The organism is Pseudomonas sp. JV449 (assembly GCF_032424295.1).
Classification (GTDB): Bacteria; Pseudomonadota; Gammaproteobacteria; order Pseudomonadales; family Pseudomonadaceae; genus Aquipseudomonas; species Aquipseudomonas marginalis.
This window is the reverse complement of the sequence record NZ_VYKD01000034.1, coordinates 1-19638: the sequence shown is the minus strand read 5'-3', so window position 1 is coordinate 19638 and position 19638 is coordinate 1. Positions and strand designations below refer to the sequence as shown.

Sequence of the window (19638 nt, the reverse complement as noted above, 5' to 3'; positions counted from 1 at the left end):
CGCACATGAGTACTTCCTCATTCAAGATCGCCCACAAACTGCTGACTGGCGCTGGCGCCATTGAGCAACTCGCCGCCGAGCTGACGCGCCTGGATGTGGATAACCCGCTGATTGTTACCGACGCGGCGCTGGTCAAGTCAGGCACGGTGGCGCTGGCACTCGAACACCTGGGTGAGCGCCCTTACGAGATTTTCGACCGCGTGCTGCCTGACCCGGAAATCTCCATCGTCGAAGACTGCATGCAGGCGTACCGCGACGGTGGCCACGACGGCCTGATCGGCCTGGGCGGCGGCAGTGCCATCGATATTGCCAAGAGCGTTGCCGCCTATGCCGGTTACCACGGCGCCCTGGCGGACTTATTTGGCGTCGACCAGGTGCCGCGCAAGGGCCCGCCGCTGATCGCCATCCCGACCACCGCCGGCACCGGCTCGGAAGTGACCAATGTGGCGATCCTCTCCGACAAGGTCGCGCAGTTGAAGAAGGGCATCGTCAGCGACTACCTGCTGCCGGACGTCGCGCTGATCAGCCCGCAAATGACCCTGACCTGCCCGCGCAGTGTCACCGCCGCCAGTGGCGTGGATGCGCTGGTGCATGCCATTGAGTCCTACCTTTCCCTGAATGCCTCGCCGATCACGGATGCCTTGGCCATCGGTGCGATCAAGCTGATCGCCAAGGCGCTGCCCAAGGCCTACGCCAACCCGGCCAACCTGCAGGCCCGCGACGATATGGCCACCGCCAGCCTGATGGCCGGCATGGCCTTCGGTAATGCCGGGGTGGGCGCAGTGCATGCGTTGGCCTACCCGCTGGGCGGGCGGTTCAATATCGCCCATGGCGTCAGCAATGCGCTGTTGCTGCCCTATGTGATGCACTGGAACAAACTGGCCTGTGTCGAGCGCATGCAGGACATTGCCCAGGCCATGGGCGTGAATGTCAGCGGCCTGAGCGTCAACGATGCCGCCGACCAGGCCGTCGAAGCGATGACAAGATTGTGTGCCGCCGTGGAGATTCCTTCCGGCCTGCGCAGTTTCGGGGTTCCCGAGGACGCCATCCCGGCCATGGCCACGGAAGCGGCGGGTATCGAGCGCCTGATGCGTAACAACCCGCGCAAGCTCAGCGCGGCCGATATCGAGAAAATCTATCGGGCGGCGTACTAGCCGTTGAGTTAGGTCACGGTGCGCAGGGCAAAGCATGAGGTATACAATGCGCGCCATCGTGATTTAGCTCAAAAAAGGTGCGTCATGCAGCCCTTCGTTATTGCTCCATCGATTCTCTCCGCCGATTTCGCCCGCCTGGGTGAGGAAGTGGACAAGGTGTTGGCCGCCGGTGCCGACTTCGTGCACTTCGATGTCATGGACAACCACTACGTGCCCAACCTGACCATCGGTCCGATGGTCTGTGCGGCGCTGCGCAAGTACGGCATCACCGCGCCGATCGATGCGCACCTGATGGTCAGCCCGGTGGATCGCATCATCGGTGACTTCGTTGACGCCGGCGCGACCTATATCACCTTCCACCCGGAAGCCTCTCTGCACGTCGACCGCACCTTGCAACTGATCCGCGAGGGCGGTTGCAAAGCCGGCCTGGTGTTCAACCCGGCCACCCCGCTGGACGTGCTCAAGTACGTGATGGACAAGGTCGACATGGTGCTGCTGATGAGCGTCAACCCGGGCTTCGGCGGGCAGAAGTTCATCCCCGGTACCCTCGACAAGCTGCGCGAAGCCCGTGCGCTGATCGATGCGTCGGGCCGCGACATCCGCCTGGAAATCGACGGTGGGGTCAACGTCAACAATATCCGTGAAATCGCGGCCGCCGGCGCCGACACCTTCGTGGCCGGCTCGGCGATCTTCAACGCCCCGGACTATCAGGAAGTCATCGCCAAGATGCGCGCCGAACTGGCGCTGGCGCGTTCATGAGCGGCTTTGAGCAGCTGTTCCCCGGCAAACTGCCACGGCTGGTGATGTTCGATCTGGACGGTACCTTGATCGACTCGGTGCCAGACCTGGCGGCGGCTGTGGACGAAATGCTGCTCAAGCTGGGGCGCAAGCCGGCGGGGCTTGCGTCGGTACGCGAGTGGGTCGGCAATGGCGCACCGATGCTGGTGCGCCGGGCCCTGGCCAATCACATCGATGCCGAAGGTGTCGATGAGGTTGAGGCCGAGCACGCCCTGGAACTGTTCAACGCAGCCTATGAACGCAGCCACGAACTGACCGTGGTCTACCCCGGCGTACGCGACACCCTCAAATGGCTGAGCAAGCAGGGCGTGGAAATGGCCCTGATCACCAACAAGCCGGAGCGCTTTGTCGCGCCGCTGTTGGACCAGATGAAAATTGGCCGTTATTTCCGCTGGATCATTGGTGGCGATACCTTGCCGCAGAAGAAACCCGACCCGGCGGCGCTGTTTTTCGTGATGAAAATGGCCAATATTCCGGCGTCCCAGTCGCTGTTTGTCGGCGATTCACGCAGTGACGTGCTGGCGGCGAAAGCGGCCGGCGTGCAGTGCGTGGCCCTGAGTTACGGCTACAACCATGGTCGTCCGGTCGCCGAAGAGTCGCCGTCGCTGGTGATTGATGATCTGAGACTGCTAATCCCCGGTTGCTTGGGAGCTGGCGCTGAGATAACGTTGCCCGACATCGATCCGTCCCCTTCTGGAAATTCCATCGTGGTGGTCACTCGCAAACTCTGGATGAAAGTCATCAAGGCCCTGGCCCGCTGGCGTTGGCGCGCCTGACTGATCCTGGCCGCGCCATGCGGCACGTTTGCATACCTGACTGTTAGACCCTCACGCCACGAGGCACCTCATGATCCGCGAAGAATTCCTGCGTTTGGCCGCTGCCGGCTATAACCGTATCCCCCTGGCCTGCGAAACCCTGGCCGACTTCGACACGCCACTGTCGATCTACCTGAAGCTGGCCGACCAGCCCAACTCCTACCTGCTGGAGTCGGTACAGGGCGGCGAGAAATGGGGCCGTTACTCGATCATCGGCCTGCCATGCCGCACTGTGCTGCGGGTGCACGACCATCATGTGAGCATCACCCATGATGGTGTCGAGATCGAAAGTCATGAGGTCGAAGACCCGCTGGCCTTCGTCGAAGCCTTCAAGGCGCGCTACAACGTGCCGACCATCCCTGGCCTGCCGCGCTTCAACGGCGGCCTGGTGGGGTACTTCGGCTATGACTGCGTGCGCTATGTGGAAAAACGCCTGGGCAAATGCCCGAACCCTGACCCGCTGGGCGTGCCGGACATTCTGCTGATGGTCTCCGACGCGGTGGTGGTGTTCGACAACCTCGCCGGCAAGATGCACGCGATCGTGCTCGCCGACCCGTCCCAGGCCGACGCCTTCGAGCAAGGCCAGGCCAGCCTCGAAGCGCTGCTGGAAAAGCTGCGCCAGCCGATCACCCCGCGTCGCGGCCTGGACCTCAGCCGTCCGCCGGCGGCTGATCCGGTGTTCCGCTCCAGCTTTACCCAGGATGACTATGAGCGCGCGGTCGATACCATCAAGGAATACATCCTCGCCGGTGACTGCATGCAGGTGGTGCCGTCGCAACGCATGTCCATCGACTTCAAGGCGGCGCCCATCGACCTGTACCGGGCGCTGCGCTGCTTCAACCCGACGCCGTACATGTACTTCTTCAACTTTGGCGACTTCCACGTAGTGGGCAGCTCGCCGGAGGTGCTGGTGCGTGTCGAGGACAACCTGATCACCGTGCGCCCGATTGCCGGCACACGCCCGCGTGGCGCGACCGAAGAAGCGGATCTGGCGCTCGAAGAAGACCTGCTCAGCGACGACAAGGAAATCGCCGAACACCTGATGCTGATCGACCTGGGTCGTAACGACACCGGGCGTGTCTCGGAAATCGGCTCGGTGAAGTTGACCGAGAAGATGGTCATTGAGCGTTATTCCAACGTGATGCACATCGTGTCCAACGTCACCGGCGAGTTAAAAGCCGGGCTGACTGCGATGGACGCGTTGCGGGCGATTCTGCCGGCGGGCACCTTGTCGGGGGCGCCGAAGATCCGCGCGATGGAAATCATCGACGAACTGGAACCGGTCAAGCGCGGTGTCTATGGCGGCGCCGTGGGGTATTTCGCCTGGAACGGCAACATGGACACCGCCATTGCGATTCGCACGGCGGTGATCAAGGACGGGGAGCTGCACGTGCAGGCCGGTGGCGGGATTGTCGCCGACTCGGTGCCGGCCCTCGAATGGGAAGAAACCCTGAACAAGCGCCGCGCGATGTTCCGCGCTGTAGCGCTGGCTGAACAGACCCCCAATTCTTGAGGTTTCCCCCATGTTGCTGATGATTGATAACTACGATTCCTTTACCTACAACGTTGTGCAGTACCTGGGGGAGCTGGGCGCCGAGGTCAAGGTGGTTCGCAATGACGAACTGACCGTGGCCGAAATCGCTGCCCTGAACCCGGAGCGCATCGTGGTTTCTCCGGGCCCCTGCACGCCGACCGAGGCGGGTGTCTCCCTCGAGGCCATCAAGTACTTCGCCGGCAAGCTGCCGATCCTGGGCGTTTGCCTGGGCCATCAATCCATCGGCCAGGCCTTTGGCGGTGATGTGGTGCGCGCGCGCCAGGTGATGCACGGCAAGACCAGCCCGGTATTCCATAAAGACCTGGGCGTATTCCAGGCACTCAACAACCCGGTGACCGTGACCCGCTACCACTCGCTGGTGGTCAAGCGCGAAACCCTGCCGGAATGCCTGGAGCTGACCGCCTGGACCCAGCTGGAAGACGGCTCCGTCGACGAGATCATGGGCCTGCGTCACAAGACACTGAATATCGAAGGGGTGCAGTTTCATCCTGAATCGATCCTGACCGAGCAGGGCTACGAGCTGTTCGCCAACTTTCTCAAGCAGAGCGGCGGCACGCGCTAAGGACTTTCCATGGATATCAAGACTGCCCTGAGCCGTATCGTCGGCCATCTGGACCTGAGCACCGCTGAAATGAGCGATGTGATGCGCGAAATCATGACCGGTCAATGCACCGATGCGCAGATTGGCGCCTTCATGATGGCGATGCGCATGAAGAGCGAAAGCATCGACGAGATCGTCGGCGCTGTATCGGTGATGCGTGAGCTGGCGGACAAGGTCGAGCTCAAGACCCTTGACGGCGTGGTCGACGTGGTCGGCACCGGCGGTGACGGTGCGAACATCTTCAACGTCTCGACGGCCTCTTCCTTTGTGGTGGCGGCGGCGGGTTGCACCGTGGCCAAGCACGGTAACCGCGCGGTGTCCGGCAAGAGCGGCAGTGCCGACCTGCTGGAAGCGGCCGGCATCTACCTGAACCTCACGCCGGTACAAGTGGCGCGCTGCATCGACAACGTCGGCATCGGCTTTATGTTTGCCCAGTCCCATCATGGTGCAATGAAGCACGCCGCCGGCCCGCGCAAAGACCTGGGCCTGCGTACCCTGTTCAACATGCTCGGCCCGCTTACGAATCCGGCCGGTGTGAAGCACCAAGTGGTGGGCGTGTTCAGCCAGGCACTGTGCCGGCCATTGGCTGAAGTGCTGCAACGCATGGGCAGCAAGCATGTGCTGGTGGTGCACTCCAAAGACGGCCTGGACGAGTTCAGCCTGGCCGCGCCAACGTTTGTGGCGGAGCTGAAGGATGACCAAATCACCGAATACTGGGTCGAACCGGAAGACTTGGGCATGAAGAGCCAGAGCCTGCACGGCCTGGCGGTGGAAAGCCCGGCGGCGTCCCTGGAGCTGATTCGCGATGCCCTGGGGCGTCGTAAGACCGAGAACGGTCAAAAAGCTGCGGAAATGATTGTTCTGAATGCTGGCGCGGCACTTTACGCAGCCGATCATGCCTATAGTCTTAAGGAAGGTGTCGAATTGGCCCACGATGCGCTGCACACCGGTCTGGCTCGTGAAAAGCTCGAAGAGCTGGGAGCATTCACCGCTGTATTCAAGATGGAGAATGAAGGATGAGTGTGCCGACCGTTCTGGAAAAAATCCTGGCCCGCAAGGCTGAAGAAGTCGCCGAACGCCGTTCCCGTGTGAGCCTGGCCGAGTTGGAGGCCCAAGCGAAAGCCGCTGATGCGCCACGTGGATTTGCCAAGGCACTGATTGCCCAGGCCAAGCTCAAGCAGCCGGCCGTGATCGCCGAGATCAAGAAAGCTTCGCCGAGCAAGGGCGTGATTCGCGAAAACTTTGTACCGGCGGAAATCGCCGTCAGCTACGAGAAGGGTGGGGCGACTTGCCTGTCGGTACTCACTGACATCGATTTTTTCCAGGGTTCCGACCTGTTCCTGCAGCAGGCCCGCGCGGCCTGCAAGTTGCCGGTGATCCGCAAGGATTTCATGGTCGATCCGTACCAGATCGTTGAAGCCCGTGCCTTGGGCGCCGACTGTGTGTTGTTGATCGTCTCCGCATTGGATGACGTGAAGATGGCCGAGCTGGCGGCCGTGGCCAAAAGCGTTGGCCTGGATGTGCTGGTGGAAGTGCACGACGGCGATGAGCTGGAGCGCGCGCTGAAAACCCTCGACACACCGCTGGTGGGGGTCAACAACCGTAACCTGCACACCTTCGAAGTCAGCCTGGAAAACACCCTCGACCTGCTGCCGCGTATTCCGCGCGATCGCCTGGTGATTACCGAAAGTGGCATCGTCAACCGTGCCGATGTGGAGCTGATGGAAATCAGTGACGTTTATTCGTTCCTGGTGGGTGAGACCTTCATGCGTGCCGAGAACCCGGGGGCGGAACTGCAGCGTCTGTTCTTCCCGGAGCGTGGCGTGGCGGTCAGTGGTTCCACTCTCGATTGATTTGAAATGCGATCAACGTGTGGGAGGGGGCTTGCCCCGATGGCGGCGATTCAGTTGGAGCATCCTTGACTGACATACCGCTATCGGGGCAAGCCCCCTCCCACATTTGGGTTTGTATTTATTCAGATAGGTAGGTGCCCATTGATCCAGCCAGTGTCGATGCGTGTTGAAGCAGGCCTTGCCGCCGAGCAAGCCTTGCTGGCCGCCGTTTGCGCGGGTGAGCAGGCGTTTGGGTTGTTGTTCTGGCAGCCCAGCGATCAGGCATTGGTGATGCCACGCCGCTTGAGCCGATTGCCTGCTTTCGATGTCGCCAGCCGCGTGTCTGCGGATGCCGGTTGGCCGGTGCTCTTGCGCGAAACCGGCGGCGAACCGGTGCCGCAGTCCAGCGCCACGGTCAATATCGCCCTGGTCTACGCTCCGCCGCGCAGTGAGGGTGATCAAGGTCGCATCGAAACCGGTTACCAGCGTCTATGCCAGCCGATCTGCGATTTACTTATCGAGTTGGGCGGCGATGCCTCCGTCGGGGAAATCGATGGTGCATTCTGCGACGGTCGTTACAACGTCAACCTCAACGGGCGCAAAATGGTCGGCACTGCCCAGCGCTGGCGGCAAGGCGGGGGCCGCCCGGTGGGGTTGGTGCACGGTGCGTTGTTGCTGGATAACGATCGTGAAGAACTCATCGCGGCGGTCAACCGCTTCAACCAAGCCTGCGGCCTGGAGCAACGGGTTCGCGCCGACAGCCATATTGCCCTGCACGAAGCCTTCCCCGCGCCGGACGCAATCAGCCGGCTGGACAGCTTGTACCGTCAAATGCTGGCCAGTTTCCTGCCGGCTTAACGGGTACCGAACACCACCATCGTCTTGCCTTTGACGTGCACCAGGTTGCGCTCTTCAAGATCCTTGAGCACGCGGCCGACCATCTCCCGTGAACAACCGACAATGCGCCCGATTTCCTGGCGGGTGATCTTGATCTGCATGCCGTCGGGGTGAGTCATTGCATCGGGCTGCTTGCACAGTTCCAGCAGGCAACGGGCCACACGCCCGGTGACATCGAAGAACGCCAGGTCGCCAACCTTACGCGTAGTGTCTCGCAGGCGCTGGGCGATCTGACCACTGAGGGCGTAGAGAATATCGGGGTCCTGCTGGGCGAGTTCGCGAAACTTTGTGTAACTGATCTCGGCCACTTCGCACTCGACCTTGGTCCGCACCCAGGCGCTGCGCTCCTGCTCCTTGCCTGCTTGTTCAAACAGCCCCAGCTCGCCGAAAAAATCCCCTGTGTTCAGGTAGGCGATGATCATTTCGCGGCCGTCTTCATCCTCGATCAGGATGGTGACTGAGCCCTTGATAATGAAAAACAGGGTTTCGGAGCGCTCACCGGCGCAGATGATGTTGTGCTTGGCGGGGTGGCGCCGGCGCTGGCAGTGCATCAGCAACTTGTCGAGATTCTTGATCTTGGGTATGGGCGTAAGAGCAACCATGGTTGTATCCCGAAAGGCAGCGCGAGGTGGTTGGAGTTGTTGTACTCAGCGGTATCGGCATTGATACACGTTGTATAAAGGGTGGCAATACGCCACTCCTTTGGCGCCAGCTTAACAGACACATTCTGACTCGATTAGCGAATTTTCCGAGTCAGCTCCGTTATTGATCGCTTTGATGGGAAGCGCGGTTGCGCCCGGGCCCTGTGCTAAGCTGGCGACCCTTTTTTAGCAGTGGAGTCTGGGCGATGAAGGCACGCATCCAATGGGCGGGCGAAGCCATGTTCCTCGGTGAGTCGGGCAGTGGCCATGTTGTGGTCATGGATGGCCCGCCGGAAGCCGGTGGCCGTAACCTGGGCGTACGCCCGATGGAAATGCTCCTGCTTGGCGTGGGCGGTTGCAGCAATTTCGACGTGGTCAGCATCCTGAAAAAATCCCGCCAGGCCGTGGAAAGTTGTGAAGCCTTCCTGGAAGCCGAGCGCGCCACTGAAGATCCCAAGGTGTTTACCAAGATCCACATGCATTTCGTGGTGAAGGGCCGGGCGTTGAAAGAAGCCCAGGTCAAGCGCGCCATCGAGCTGTCGGCCGAGAAGTATTGCTCAGCGTCGATCATGCTCGGCGCGGCCGGTGTGGCCATCACCCATGATTACGAGATCATCGAGTTGGGTTGACCGCCAATCTGCAAAAGAAAAGGGCGCTTCGATAGCGCCCTTTTTTGCAGCCGCAGGTTTCGTCAGATGCGGTAAGTGCTTTTGGTCATGACCTTGGCCAGCAGGCTCATGCCGAATCGCACTGGCGCCGGGAAGCGGAAACCGCCGGCATCCAATGCACTTTCGGCGTGGTGCGCTTCATCGATACGCATCTGCTCAAGAATTGCGCGGGACTTTTCGTCGTCGGCCGGCAATTGTTCCAGGTGTTCATCCAGGTGCTTGCACACTTGATGCTCAGTCGCGGCGACAAAACCGAGGCTGACCTTGTCGCTGATCAGGCCGGCAGCCGCGCCGATGCCGAATGACAAACCGTAAAACAGCGGGTTGAGCACGCTGGGATGGCTCCCCAACTGGCGAATACGTTGCTCGCACCAGGCCAGGTGATCGATTTCTTCCTCGGCCGCATGCTCCATGGCTGCGCGCACCTGCGGCAGCTTGGCGGTCAGGGCCTGGCCCTGGTACAGCGCCTGGGCGCAGACCTCGCCGGTATGGTTGATGCGCATCAGGCCGGCCACATGACGGGTTTCGGTCTCGCTCATCTGCGCATCAGGCTGCACGATGGCGGGCGACGGGCGGTAAGGTTGGCCGCTGAAGGGCAGCAACGTGCGCATGGCCGTGTCGGCTTGCAGCAACAGACGGTCTATCGGCGAGTAGTGACGTTGGGTAGTCATGCTGACCTCCGGGAGGAATCTCGGCGGCCAGTTTACCGCAAGAGAGAGGAACGCGTTTGCCCTGAGTCAAGGGCGTGGGGTCGCAGCCTCGGACTGCGCCCCTTGTTGCGGGCTGGTTCAGCCCGGTGGCCAATTCATCTGGCGCTGACCCAGTACATGCATATGGATGTGGTAAACAGTCTGCCCGCCGTCTTCATTGCAGTTCATCACCACACGGAAACCTTTCTCACAGCCTTGTTCCACCGCCAAACGCTGGGCAGTGAACAGAATATGGCCGGCCAGGGCCTTATCGTCCTCGGTCAAGTCATTCAATGTGCGGATAGGCTTCTTCGGGATAACCAGAAAATGTACCGGCGCCTGTGGGGCAATATCGTGGAAGGCGAGGACTTGATCATCTTCGTAGATAATCTTCGCGGGTATTTCTCTGTTGATGATCTTGGTGAACAGAGTATCCACAGCTGTTTCTCCATTATGAAAGTGCAAGGTGAGTGTACTCAGGCGATCAGCGTGGGCAATAGGCCTTGTTGATGGCGCCGGCGATCTTGCGGGTCAGCCAGCGCGGGCTGAAACGCGGGCTGAAGGCCAGCCAGCGATTACGTCGACCAGGAATGATGATGGCTTTGTTTTTTTCCAATGCGCGCACGGTATAGAGCGCCACTTCTTCCGGGCTCATCAATTGCTCGCTGCGGTCGAGTCTGGCGGTGTCCATTTGCGCTGTACCGAAGAATGCGGTGCGCGTAGGACCGGGGCAAAGCACCGAGACCTTAATGCCACAGGTCTTGAGTTCTTCGCGCAAGCCTTCGGAGAAATGCAGCACATAGGCCTTGCTGGCGTAGTAGCTGCTCATCCACGGGCCGGGTTGGAACGCGGCGACCGAGGCAACGTTGAGAATCTGCCCGCCACCGTGCAGCGCCATGCTATTGCCCAAGGCGTGACACATGCGTGTGAGGGCAAGGATGTTGACTTCGATGAGGTCTTGTTCGGTCATCCAGTCCTGGGCCAGGAATGGCCCGCTGGTGCCAATGCCGGCGCAGTTCACCAGCAAATCGATCTGCCGCTCGCCTTCTTCCAGCTCCAGCAGGAACCCGGACAAGCGCAATGGCTCGCCCAGGTCGCATGCCCGAAACAGCACCTCGACGCCGAAGCGTTGGGTCAATTCGATTGCAATGCTTTCCAACTGATCACGCTGGCGGGCCACCAGAATCAAGCTGCGGCCGCGACGGGCCAGGGCTTCGGCCAAAGCCAGGCCGATGCCGCTGGAGGCACCGGTGATCAGAGCGTAACGGGTCATGCCTTTCTCCATCGCAACGCGCCGCGCCTGGGATGGAGGCATCACAGGCGCGGCGCGTTTCTTTACTGTTCTGGAGAGTCTACAGGTTCGGCTGCGTCGTCAGCACTTTGCGCATCTTCTTCATCGACGATCACGCTTTGATCGGCGTCTTCATCGGAGGTGATGGAGCTGCTTTCGTAGCTGCTGTCCACGTTGGTTTCGAGTTGATCCAGGTAGCCGTTCATGCCCAGCGACACCACGATGATGAGCATCAGCGGGATGAATGCCAGCCACAGTGAGGCCAGGACCTTCACCGCGGTGGAGTTGCGCGGTGGCGGTGCGCCGTACTGGTTGGCGCCGGTGTTACCTGGCATTACCAACAGCAGCAGCGGGAAAATACTGTTCACCAGCGGTACCAGGTTCAGCAGGTACAACCAGCCGGACCAGCCCAGATCGTGCAGGCGCTGCACGCCGATCTGCACGCTGACGACCACAACCGCGACGAACAGCGCGAAGCCCAGCAGCGAGCCGAGGATAATGGCTATGGTCGGTGACGCGGTCGCGATGGCAAAGCCCACAGTACTGAGGATGCCGGCTGCGACGAGCATGGCGACGGTCAGTACCAGCGTCCATGCCAGGTACCGCAGACGACCAATACGGCCATTGATGGTGAAGACCTTGAGGGTGGCGTATTCCGGCAGGCTTTCACCTACGGCGGCACGCGGTGGTGCGTACGGCGAAGCCGCAGGACGGGAGAAGTCCGCTGCGCCGGAATCTGTTTCGTGGGTTTCGGCAAGGCTGAAGGCTACGGGCTGTTCGGCCTCGATACGCGCGTCCACCCCGGCGTTTTTCAGCGCGGTGAGGTAGGTTTCGGCGTCGGGGCGGGACAGGTCGCGTTTCAGTGCAACAACGCGGCCGGTGAAGAGTTTCTCGATGTCCTCGACCGTGCTCTTGAACAGTTCAGCCAGGTTCAGCTTGGCTGTGGTGCTTTCGACACCCGGGAGCAAGGCCCCATCAAACACAATCTTGAAACGGTTGTCGCTCATGCGGGCATCCTTGTCACTGAATCAGTGGAGTAGTGCAGGCCTGCTCGATCGGCAGGCCTTGCGGTTGGGTCAGCGTGGCCAGCGCAACTGTGTCGCCTGTTCGCGCGCCTTGCGGTATTCGGCATCCAGGCGGGCAACGAGTTCATCGACGCCGGGTAAATCATTAATCTCACCGACACCTTGGCCTGCAGACCATACGGTCTTCCAGGCCTTGGCTTCGTCGCTCAGCGGCTTGAGCTTGGAGCCGAAGTTTACTTCGCCTTTGCCCTGCAGGGCAGCGAGGTCGAAACCGGCATTTTCCAGGCTCTGGCGCATAAAGCTTGCGGGCACGCCGGAGACCGCGGGAGTGTGCACGATGTCGGCGGCGCGTGATGTGAGCAGCATCTCTTTATACGCATCCGGGGCGTGGCTTTCGGTGGTACCGATAAAACGTGTGCCGAAATACGCCAGGTCTGCCCCCAGTAACTGGGCGGCGAGTATCTCATGGCCGTGGTTCAGGCAGCCGGCCAGCAGCAGGGTCTTGTCGAAGAATTGGCGAATTTCTGCGATCAGCGAAAACGGGCTCCAGGTACCGGCATGGCCACCGGCGCCTGCGGCCACGGCGATCAGGCCGTCGACACCGGCTTCAGCGGCCTTTTCGGCATGGCGCCGGGTAGTGACGTCATGAAACACCAGGCCGCCGTAGCTGTGCACGGCATCTACCAGTTCTTTCACTGCGCCCAGGCTGGTAATCACGATCGGCACCTTGTGCTCAACACAGATCGCCAGGTCAGCCTCAAGGCGAGGGTTGCTGTTATGCACGATCAGATTGACGGCGTAGGGCGCAGGATTGTCCAACTGCGCCAGGCCCGCTTCGATTTCCTCCAGCCAGGCCTTGAAGCCACTGCTCTCGCGCTGGTTGAGCGCCGGGAAACTGCCGACTACCCCATTGCGGCAGCAGGCCAGCACCAATTGCGGGTTGGAAATCAGAAACATCGGCGCAGCCACCACTGGCAGGCGCAGACGTTGTTCAAGCAGAGCGGGCAGCGACATTGGAGGTACCCCGAGTAATTGAAGTTAGAACGGTTTGACCACGACCAAAATTACGATAGCCAGCAATATCAGAACCGGGACTTCATTGAACCAGCGATAAAAGACATGGCTGCGGGTGTTTTCGCCACGGGCGAAACGTTTTACCTGCGCGCCGCACATATGGTGGTAGCCAATCAGGAACACTACCAGGGTCAACTTGGCGTGGATCCAGGCGCCCGATTGAAAGATGCCGGGGTTAAGGGCTATCAGCCAGATACCGAACACCAGGCTGGCCAGCATCGCCGGGCCCATGATGCCGCGGTAGAGCTTGCGCTCCATGACGCTGAAGCGTTCCTTGCTGACAGTGTCCTCGCTTTGAGCGTGGTAGACGAACAGGCGCGGCAGGTAGAACAGCCCGGCAAACCAGCAGACGATGCTGACGATATGGAAGGCTTTGACCCATAGATAAAGCATTTTTAGTTATTCCCAGGTTCACGGTAGCGCAGATAGTAGTGGCTCATGCGCCCATACGTCACGTTGACGGTTGTCGCAGGACGATACGGCCCCTATTATCGACGGCTTTCCAGTGGGTTCGTTGAGGGCAGGTTTATGGTCAAGGTCGGTATCGTCGGCGGCACGGGTTACACCGGTGTCGAATTGCTGCGTCTGTTGGCTCAGCATCCGCAAGCTGAGGTGGTGGTCATTACCTCTCGATCCGAGGCCGGTCTGGCCGTGGCCGATATGTACCCGAACCTGCGAGGCCACTACGACGGCCTGGCGTTCAGCGTTCCGGACATCAACACCCTTGGCGCCTGCGATGTGGTGTTCTTTGCCACCCCTCACGGCGTTGCCCATGCGTTGGCTGGCGAACTGCTGGCCGCTGGCACCAAGGTCATCGACCTGTCGGCGGACTTCCGCCTGCAAGACGCCGACGAATGGGCCAAGTGGTACGGCCAGCCTCACGGTGCACCGGAACTGTTGGAAGAGGCGGTGTACGGCCTGCCGGAAGTCAATCGTGAGCAGATCAAGCAGGCGCGCCTGATCGCCGTGCCGGGTTGCTATCCGACGGCGACGCAACTGGGCTTTCTGCCGTTGCTCGAGGCCGGGCTGGCGGATGCTTCGCGCCTGATCGCAGACTGTAAGTCGGGTGTCAGCGGCGCCGGTCGTGGAGCAGCGGTAGGTTCCCTGTACTCCGAGACGTCGGAAAGCATGAAGGCTTACGCAGTAAAAGGGCATCGCCATCTGCCAGAGATTCGTCAGGGGCTGCGTCGCGCCGCTGGCAAAGACGTGGGCCTGACCTTCGTGCCACACCTGACGCCGATGATTCGTGGCATTCATTCCACGTTGTACGCCACCGTGGTCGATCGTTCGGTAGACCTGCAGGCGCTGTTTGAAAAGCGTTATGCCAACGAGCCGTTCGTCGATGTAATGCCTGCTGGCAGCCATCCGGAAACCCGCAGCGTGCGAGGCGCTAATGTGTGCCGGATTGCAGTGCATCGTCCGCAGGATGGTGACCTGGTGGTGGTGTTGTCGGTGATCGATAACCTCGTCAAGGGCGCGTCGGGCCAGGCGGTGCAGAACATGAACATCCTGTTTGGCCTGGATGAAAAGCTGGGTCTGTCCCACGCCGGCATGCTGCCTTAAAACGATTTATGGACTGCGCAAAAGGCCCGTTGATCGGGCCTTTTGTGTTTCTAATGGCGGCGATGCAGATTGATATACCGTAACAATAGTTGACCGCTTTTCTAGGAGAAGCGGATAATGCCCGCCATTACGCATATGGCGGCGTTACGCCGGGAGATTATCAGCATGAGCGTTGAATCCTTCACCCCCACGGCTTTGCAATTCACCCACGGTGCTGCGCACAAGGTGAAGAGCCTGGTCGATGAAGAGGGTAATGATCGCTTGAAGCTGCGCGTATTCGTTACGGGCGGCGGTTGTTCAGGGTTTCAGTACGGTTTCACCTTCGATGAAGATGTGGCCGACGATGACACCATTGTTGAACGCGAGGGTGTGAGCCTGGTTGTGGACCCGATGAGTTTTCAATACTTGGCAGGCGCCGAGGTGGATTACCAGGAGGGTTTGGAGGGTTCGCGTTTCGTGATCAAGAACCCTAACGCGACCACCACCTGTGGTTGCGGCTCTTCGTTCTCGATCTGATCTACAACGAATAAAAACGCCGCTTGGCTTTGATCGGCCAAGCGGCGTTTTGCTGTCTGCGGTTCTGGCGAGGTGTTCGTCAGGCGGGGTAGATCGCGCCAAGTACCCTTAGCCCGCGTGCGCCGGTGACACTGGGCCGGTTGGCGGCAATGCCTTCCAGGCAGCAGTGAGCCAGCCACGCGAAAGCCATGGCTTCGACCCAGTCCGGGTCTACGCCGTAGGTGGCGGTGCTACTGACTTGAGTGGATGGCAACAACGCGGCCAGACGATTCATCATTGTGGTGTTATGGGCGCCGCCGCCACAGACGAGTAACGTTTCTGTCTCGGGCTGCGCGGTTTGCAGGGCCTCGACGATGGTCAGGACGCTCAGTTCCAGCAGGCTGGCCTGTACGTCCTGGGGGTCAAAGGCGGGCAGACGGCCAAGATGCCGGTGCAGCCACTCGAGGTTGAACACTTCACGGCCGGTGCTTTTCGGGCCTTTGGTCAGGAAGAATGGATCGCTGAGTAGGGCCGTGAGTAGTTGAGGTTCGACCTTGCCACTACCCGCCCACAGCCCATCACGGTCAAAATGTTCGCCGCGCTGCTGTTGAATCCAGGCGTCCAGCAGCACATTGCCTGGGCCGCAGTCGAAGCCGGCTACGGGCCTCCCGGTTTCGATCAGGCTGAGATTGCTGAAGCCCCCAATATTCAATACTGCACGGCTGCCAGTGCTTTCGCCAAACAACGCTTCATGAAAGGCGGGCACCAGAGGCGCGCCCTGGCCGCCAGCGGCAACGTCGCGGCTGCGGAAGTCGCTGACTACGCTGATGCCCGTCAGCTCCGCAAGCAATGCCGGGTTGCCGATCTGCACGGTAAAGCCTCGGGCGGGTTCATGACGGATGGTCTGGCCATGGCTGCCGATCGCGCGTATGTCTTGAGGCTTGAGGTTGTGCTGGTCGAGCACCGTGTGAATGCCGTGGGCGGCGAGTGTGACCCAATGCTGCTGGGCTATCGCTGAGCGGGCAATCTCATCCGGGCCGCTGGCGCACAGGCTTAACAGCTCTGCGCGCAGGGTGTCCGGCATAGGTGTGTAGTGGGTGGCGATCAGATTGACCGCCGAATCTTGTTCGATCAGGGCGATATCCAGGCCATCGAGGCTGGTCCCGGACATTACACCTATATAGAGCGGCATACCCTAACGCTTCGCCGAAGCAAGCAGGGTGGAGCGCTCCTGGTCCATGCGCGCCATCAGCGGCTGGCTCTGTTGCATAAAGCGTGCGCGCTCGGCCTTGGCAATCGGGTCGGCCATCGGCAGTTTCTGGCCCAATGGGTCAACGTGCACACCATTGACCTGGAACTCATAGTGCAAGTGCGGGCCGGTGGACAGGCCGGTGGTGCCGATATAACCGATTACTTGGCCTTGCTTCACATTGCCGCCGGTTTTCACGCCCTTGGCGAAACCTTGCATATGGCCATACAGGGTGCGGTAGGTGTTGCCGTGCTGGATGATCACCGTGTTGCCGTAGCCACCGCGGCGCCCTGCGAGCAGGACCTTGCCATCGCCGGCCGCCTTGATAGGCGTACCGCGTGGGGCGGCATAGTCGACGCCTTTGTGGGCGCGGATTTTGTTCAGAATTGGATGCTTGCGACCCATGGAGAAACGCGAGCTAATACGAGCGAAATCCACCGGAGTTCGGATGAAGGCCTTGCGCATGCTGTTGCCGTCGGCGGTGTAGTAGCTGCTGTTGCCTTGCTTGTTGGTGTAACGCACTGCGGTGTAGGTCTTGCCACGGTTGGTGAAGCGTGCGGAGAGAATGTTGCCGGTGCCGACCACTTTGCCGTTGGCGACTTTCTGCTCGTAGATCACGTCGAATTCATCACCCTGGCGGATGTCCTGGGCGAAGTCGATGTCGTAGCCAAACACGCTGGCCATGTCCATGGTCATGCTATGGGACAAGCCAGCGCGCGCGGCAGATTGCGACAGTGAGCTGTTGATCACGCCGTGAACGTAGGCAGAGCGCATGACTGGCTTGGTGGTAATACGGTTGAAGGCAAAGCCTTTGGCGCCCTTGGTCAGGGAGATGCTCTCGAGGTCACTGACGCTGGTGTGCAGGTTGTTCAACTGACCGTCTGGTGTCAGTTCGAATTCCAGTTTCTGGCCGTGTTTGAGCTGGGTGAATTGCTTGGCTTGCTTATCGCTGGCCAGTACATCGTTAACGGTGGCTGCGGGAAGGCCTACCTTCTCGAACAGGGTCGAAAGCGTATCGCCTTTCGCCACGATCACTTCGCGGTGTTGAGGGTTCTTAGCAGCGTCTACTACGGTTTTTTTCTGTTCTTGAACGGCTTGCTGGGTATCTTCCGGCGTGTTTTCGATCTGGGCAAACGGCGATTCAGTGGGAGCATTTGTGGCTTGTTGGGCGTCGGAAGCGTCTTGATCTTGTGTCAGTTGTTCAACCGGACTCTCCAAGTCAAGGCTCAGGGATGTTCGTTTGGCTTCTACGTCACTGGAAGGGAATACCAGGAGTGCCAGGCTGAGAAGAGCGGCGATACCACTTGCTGCAAGCAGGTGGGTCTTCGGGTAAAGCGGCGGCGCTTTAGACGGTTCAGTGGTCATAGGTAATTTTGACTTTGAAGATGAAATGGAAAAGATGAATGACATGATGAAGATGAAATAACTGTATAAAATATAACCAAATCATCTGTGGCGCAAGCTCGCGAACGCTGGGCTTGCTGAACGGTGTCCGTGCGCAGGGCAAAACTTGTAATTAGTCCCTGATCTTGTATGGTTGGTTCCCTTTTGAATCTGAGCCTTGCGGGTCTGTTATGAAGTCGGTTGAAGAACAGCTAGCGCTGATAAAACGTGGTGCGGAAGAACTGTTGGTCGAGGCCGAGCTGATCGAAAAGCTCAAGCGTGGCCAACCCCTGCGTATTAAGGCTGGCTTCGATCCGACGGCGCCGGACCTGCACCTGGGTCATACCGTGCTTATTAATAAGCTGCGTCAGTTCCAGGAGCTGGGGCATCAGGTGATCTTCCTTATAGGTGATTTCACCGGGATGATCGGCGATCCGAGCGGTAAGAGTGCAACACGCCCGCCGCTGACCCGTGAGCAGGTTCTCGATAATGCCGAGACCTATAAGACTCAGGTGTTCAAGATTCTTGATCCGGCCAAGACCGAGGTGGCGTTTAACTCCACCTGGATGGATCAGATGGGGCCGGCGGACTTCATTCGCCTCACTTCCCAGTACACCGTGGCGCGCATGCTTGAGCGCGATGACTTCGACAAGCGCTATTCAACCAATCAACCGATCGCGATTCATGAGTTCCTGTATCCGCTGGTTCAGGGTTATGACTCGGTAGCGCTGCGCGCGGATGTTGAATTGGGTGGTACCGATCAGAAATTCAACCTGCTGATGGGGCGTGAGTTGCAGCGTGCTTATGGTCAGGAGGCTCAGTGCATCCTGACCATGCCGTTGTTGGAAGGGTTGGATGGCGTCAAGAAAATGTCCAAGTCCCTGGGCAACTATGTAGGCATCCAGGAGGCTCCGGGTGTGATGTACGGCAAGCTGGTCTCTATCCCGGATGCCTTGATGTGGCGCTACTTCGAACTGTTGAGCTTCCGCTCGATGGATGAGATCGATGCGCTGCGTGCGGATGTAGAGGCGGGCGCTAATCCGCGTGACGTGAAGATCAAGCTGGCGGAAGAGATCGTTGCGCGTTTCCATGGTGAAGAGGCTGCGGCCAGTGCTCACCGTGCGGCGGGTAACCGCATGAGAGACGGCGAGCTGCCGGATGATCTACCTGAGATTGAATTGACGGCTACTGAGGCCATGCCGATTGCTGCAGTCCTTAATAAGGCGGGTTTGGTGAAGAACTCGGCGGTCGCGCGTGACCTTCTGGGGTCTGGCGGTGTGCGTATAGATGGTGAGGTGGTGGATCGCACCTTTATATATGAACTGGGTGCTACCCACGTTTGTCAGGCGGGGAAGAAGGCATTTGCGCGTATTACGCTCAAATCCGAATAAACCTGAAATTAAGTGTTGACGGCGAATTGTATCTGTCTATAATTCGCCCCACTTCCGGCGCAGTCCAAACGCAAAACTCCTTGGTAAACAAAGAGTTATGCAGAATAAGGCAGCGGATTGCTTCAGTTCATCGAAGCCCAGAAGAAGTTGGTAGGGTCGTGTTGTTTGACGCTATTAACGATTCGATCTTCTCGGTCGAAAGCGGAGAAAAAGAGGTGTTGACAGCAGCGTGTAACGCTGTAGAATTCGCCTCCCGCTAACGAGAGATCGGAGGCGCAAGTGGTTGAAGTTGTTGAAGAAATCTTCGAAAGCTTCTGAAAATAATCACTTGACAGCAAATGAGGCTGCTGTAGAATGCGCGCCTCGGTTGAGACGAAAGCTCTTAACCAACCGCTCTTTAACAACTGAATCAAGCAATTCGTGTGGGTGCTTGTGGAGTCAGACTGATAGTCAACAAGATTATCAGCATCACAAGTTACTCCGCGAGAAATCAAAGAATAACCAACGATTGCTGAGC

General features: G+C 59.5%; 22 protein-coding genes. 12 read left to right on the top strand and 10 right to left on the bottom strand.

Annotated features, from left to right (window positions below):
- Positions 1-5 precede the first annotated feature (5 nt).
- From F6S08_RS29210 to F6S08_RS29175, 8 genes are all read left to right on the top strand, one after another.
- Complete coding sequence (locus F6S08_RS29210) at positions 6-1154, top strand: iron-containing alcohol dehydrogenase (RefSeq protein WP_065925379.1); 1149 nt, start codon at positions 6-8, stop codon at positions 1152-1154.
- Positions 1155-1238: 84 nt separating this feature from the next.
- On the top strand, positions 1239-1913 hold the full coding sequence (gene rpe, locus F6S08_RS29205) for a ribulose-phosphate 3-epimerase (RefSeq protein ID WP_065925378.1): 675 nt from the start codon (positions 1239-1241) through the stop codon (positions 1911-1913).
- Positions 1910-2728 (top strand): phosphoglycolate phosphatase, encoded by an 819-nt coding sequence (locus F6S08_RS29200; protein ID WP_315872675.1) that lies wholly within the window; start codon positions 1910-1912, stop codon positions 2726-2728. The genes rpe and F6S08_RS29200 overlap by 4 nt, the downstream gene beginning before the upstream one ends.
- Positions 2729-2798: 70 nt before the next feature.
- Positions 2799-4280 carry an anthranilate synthase component I gene (gene trpE, locus F6S08_RS29195; protein ID WP_027605896.1) on the top strand — a complete coding sequence of 494 codons (1482 nt, stop codon included), beginning with the start codon at positions 2799-2801 and terminating at the stop codon, positions 4278-4280.
- Positions 4281-4290: 10 nt separating this feature from the next.
- Positions 4291-4884: an aminodeoxychorismate/anthranilate synthase component II gene (locus F6S08_RS29190; RefSeq protein WP_065925376.1), complete on the top strand. Its 594-nt coding sequence runs from the start codon at positions 4291-4293 to the stop codon at positions 4882-4884.
- Positions 4885-4893: 9 nt separating this feature from the next.
- Positions 4894-5943 carry an anthranilate phosphoribosyltransferase gene (gene trpD, locus F6S08_RS29185; RefSeq protein ID WP_065925375.1) on the top strand — a complete coding sequence of 350 codons (1050 nt, stop codon included), beginning with the start codon at positions 4894-4896 and terminating at the stop codon, positions 5941-5943.
- Positions 5940-6776 carry an indole-3-glycerol phosphate synthase TrpC gene (gene trpC, locus F6S08_RS29180; protein ID WP_065925374.1) on the top strand — a complete coding sequence of 279 codons (837 nt, stop codon included), beginning with the start codon at positions 5940-5942 and terminating at the stop codon, positions 6774-6776. Before trpD ends, trpC begins: the two co-directional genes overlap by 4 nt.
- 141 nt (positions 6777-6917) lie before the next feature.
- Positions 6918-7613: a biotin/lipoate A/B protein ligase family protein gene (locus F6S08_RS29175; protein ID WP_065925373.1), complete on the top strand. Its 696-nt coding sequence runs from the start codon at positions 6918-6920 to the stop codon at positions 7611-7613.
- Here F6S08_RS29175 and crp read toward each other — a convergent pair.
- The gene (gene crp / locus F6S08_RS29170) at positions 7610-8254 is read right to left on the bottom strand and encodes a cAMP-activated global transcriptional regulator CRP (protein WP_065925372.1); all 645 of its coding nucleotides are present in this window, start codon (positions 8252-8254) and stop codon (positions 7610-7612) included. The genes F6S08_RS29175 and crp overlap by 4 nt on opposite strands.
- Positions 8255-8499: 245 nt before the next feature.
- On the opposite strand from crp, the gene F6S08_RS29165 reads away from it, so the two are divergent.
- A complete protein-coding gene (locus tag F6S08_RS29165) occupies positions 8500-8922 on the top strand; it encodes an OsmC family protein (RefSeq protein ID WP_005792019.1) in 423 nt (140 codons plus the stop codon).
- A 62-nt stretch (positions 8923-8984) separates the two neighbouring features.
- On the opposite strand, the gene coq7 is transcribed toward F6S08_RS29165, so the two are convergent.
- From coq7 to hemJ, 6 genes are all read right to left on the bottom strand, one after another.
- Positions 8985-9632, bottom strand: coding sequence for a 2-polyprenyl-3-methyl-6-methoxy-1,4-benzoquinone monooxygenase (gene coq7, locus F6S08_RS29160; protein ID WP_065925371.1), 648 nt, complete (start codon positions 9630-9632; stop codon positions 8985-8987).
- A 117-nt stretch (positions 9633-9749) separates the two neighbouring features.
- Positions 9750-10088 carry a histidine triad nucleotide-binding protein gene (locus F6S08_RS29155; RefSeq protein WP_003194682.1) on the bottom strand — a complete coding sequence of 113 codons (339 nt, stop codon included), beginning with the start codon at positions 10086-10088 and terminating at the stop codon, positions 9750-9752.
- 46 nt (positions 10089-10134) lie between these two features.
- A complete protein-coding gene (locus tag F6S08_RS29150) occupies positions 10135-10923 on the bottom strand; it encodes an SDR family oxidoreductase (RefSeq protein ID WP_315872674.1) in 789 nt (262 codons plus the stop codon).
- Positions 10924-10985: 62 nt separating this feature from the next.
- Positions 10986-11948: a DUF805 domain-containing protein gene (locus F6S08_RS29145; RefSeq protein ID WP_065925369.1), complete on the bottom strand. Its 963-nt coding sequence runs from the start codon at positions 11946-11948 to the stop codon at positions 10986-10988.
- Between the two features lie 69 nt (positions 11949-12017).
- A complete protein-coding gene (locus F6S08_RS29140; protein ID WP_315872673.1) occupies positions 12018-12980 on the bottom strand; it encodes a nitronate monooxygenase family protein in 963 nt (320 codons plus the stop codon).
- Positions 12981-13004: 24 nt separating this feature from the next.
- Entirely contained in the window at positions 13005-13433 is a 429-nt protein-coding gene (hemJ, locus tag F6S08_RS29135; protein WP_027605887.1) for a protoporphyrinogen oxidase HemJ, read from the bottom strand.
- A 135-nt stretch (positions 13434-13568) separates the two neighbouring features.
- Between hemJ and argC the strand changes: the two genes are divergently transcribed.
- Both argC and erpA read left to right on the top strand, forming a co-directional pair.
- Positions 13569-14603, top strand: a complete 1035-nt coding sequence (gene argC, locus F6S08_RS29130) for an N-acetyl-gamma-glutamyl-phosphate reductase (protein ID WP_027605886.1) — start codon at positions 13569-13571, stop codon at positions 14601-14603.
- Positions 14604-14768: 165 nt separating this feature from the next.
- Positions 14769-15119, top strand: coding sequence for an iron-sulfur cluster insertion protein ErpA (erpA, locus tag F6S08_RS29125; RefSeq protein WP_003176443.1), 351 nt, complete (start codon positions 14769-14771; stop codon positions 15117-15119).
- A 79-nt stretch (positions 15120-15198) separates the two neighbouring features.
- Here the strand turns inward: erpA and F6S08_RS29120 are convergent, their stop codons facing one another.
- Both F6S08_RS29120 and F6S08_RS29115 read right to left on the bottom strand, forming a co-directional pair.
- Complete coding sequence (locus tag F6S08_RS29120; protein ID WP_137212410.1) at positions 15199-16290, bottom strand: anhydro-N-acetylmuramic acid kinase; 1092 nt, start codon at positions 16288-16290, stop codon at positions 15199-15201.
- A 3-nt stretch (positions 16291-16293) separates the two neighbouring features.
- On the bottom strand, positions 16294-17712 hold the full coding sequence (locus F6S08_RS29115; protein ID WP_065925365.1) for a peptidoglycan DD-metalloendopeptidase family protein: 1419 nt from the start codon (positions 17710-17712) through the stop codon (positions 16294-16296).
- A 209-nt stretch (positions 17713-17921) separates the two neighbouring features.
- Here F6S08_RS29115 and tyrS point away from each other — a divergent pair, with 209 nt between their 5' ends.
- Positions 17922-19121 carry a tyrosine--tRNA ligase gene (gene tyrS / locus F6S08_RS29110; RefSeq protein ID WP_027605883.1) on the top strand — a complete coding sequence of 400 codons (1200 nt, stop codon included), beginning with the start codon at positions 17922-17924 and terminating at the stop codon, positions 19119-19121.
- Between the two features lie 122 nt (positions 19122-19243).
- Here the strand turns inward: tyrS and F6S08_RS29105 are convergent.
- On the bottom strand, positions 19244-19638 hold a 395-nt coding region (locus tag F6S08_RS29105), incomplete at its 5' end, for a hypothetical protein (RefSeq protein WP_315872672.1).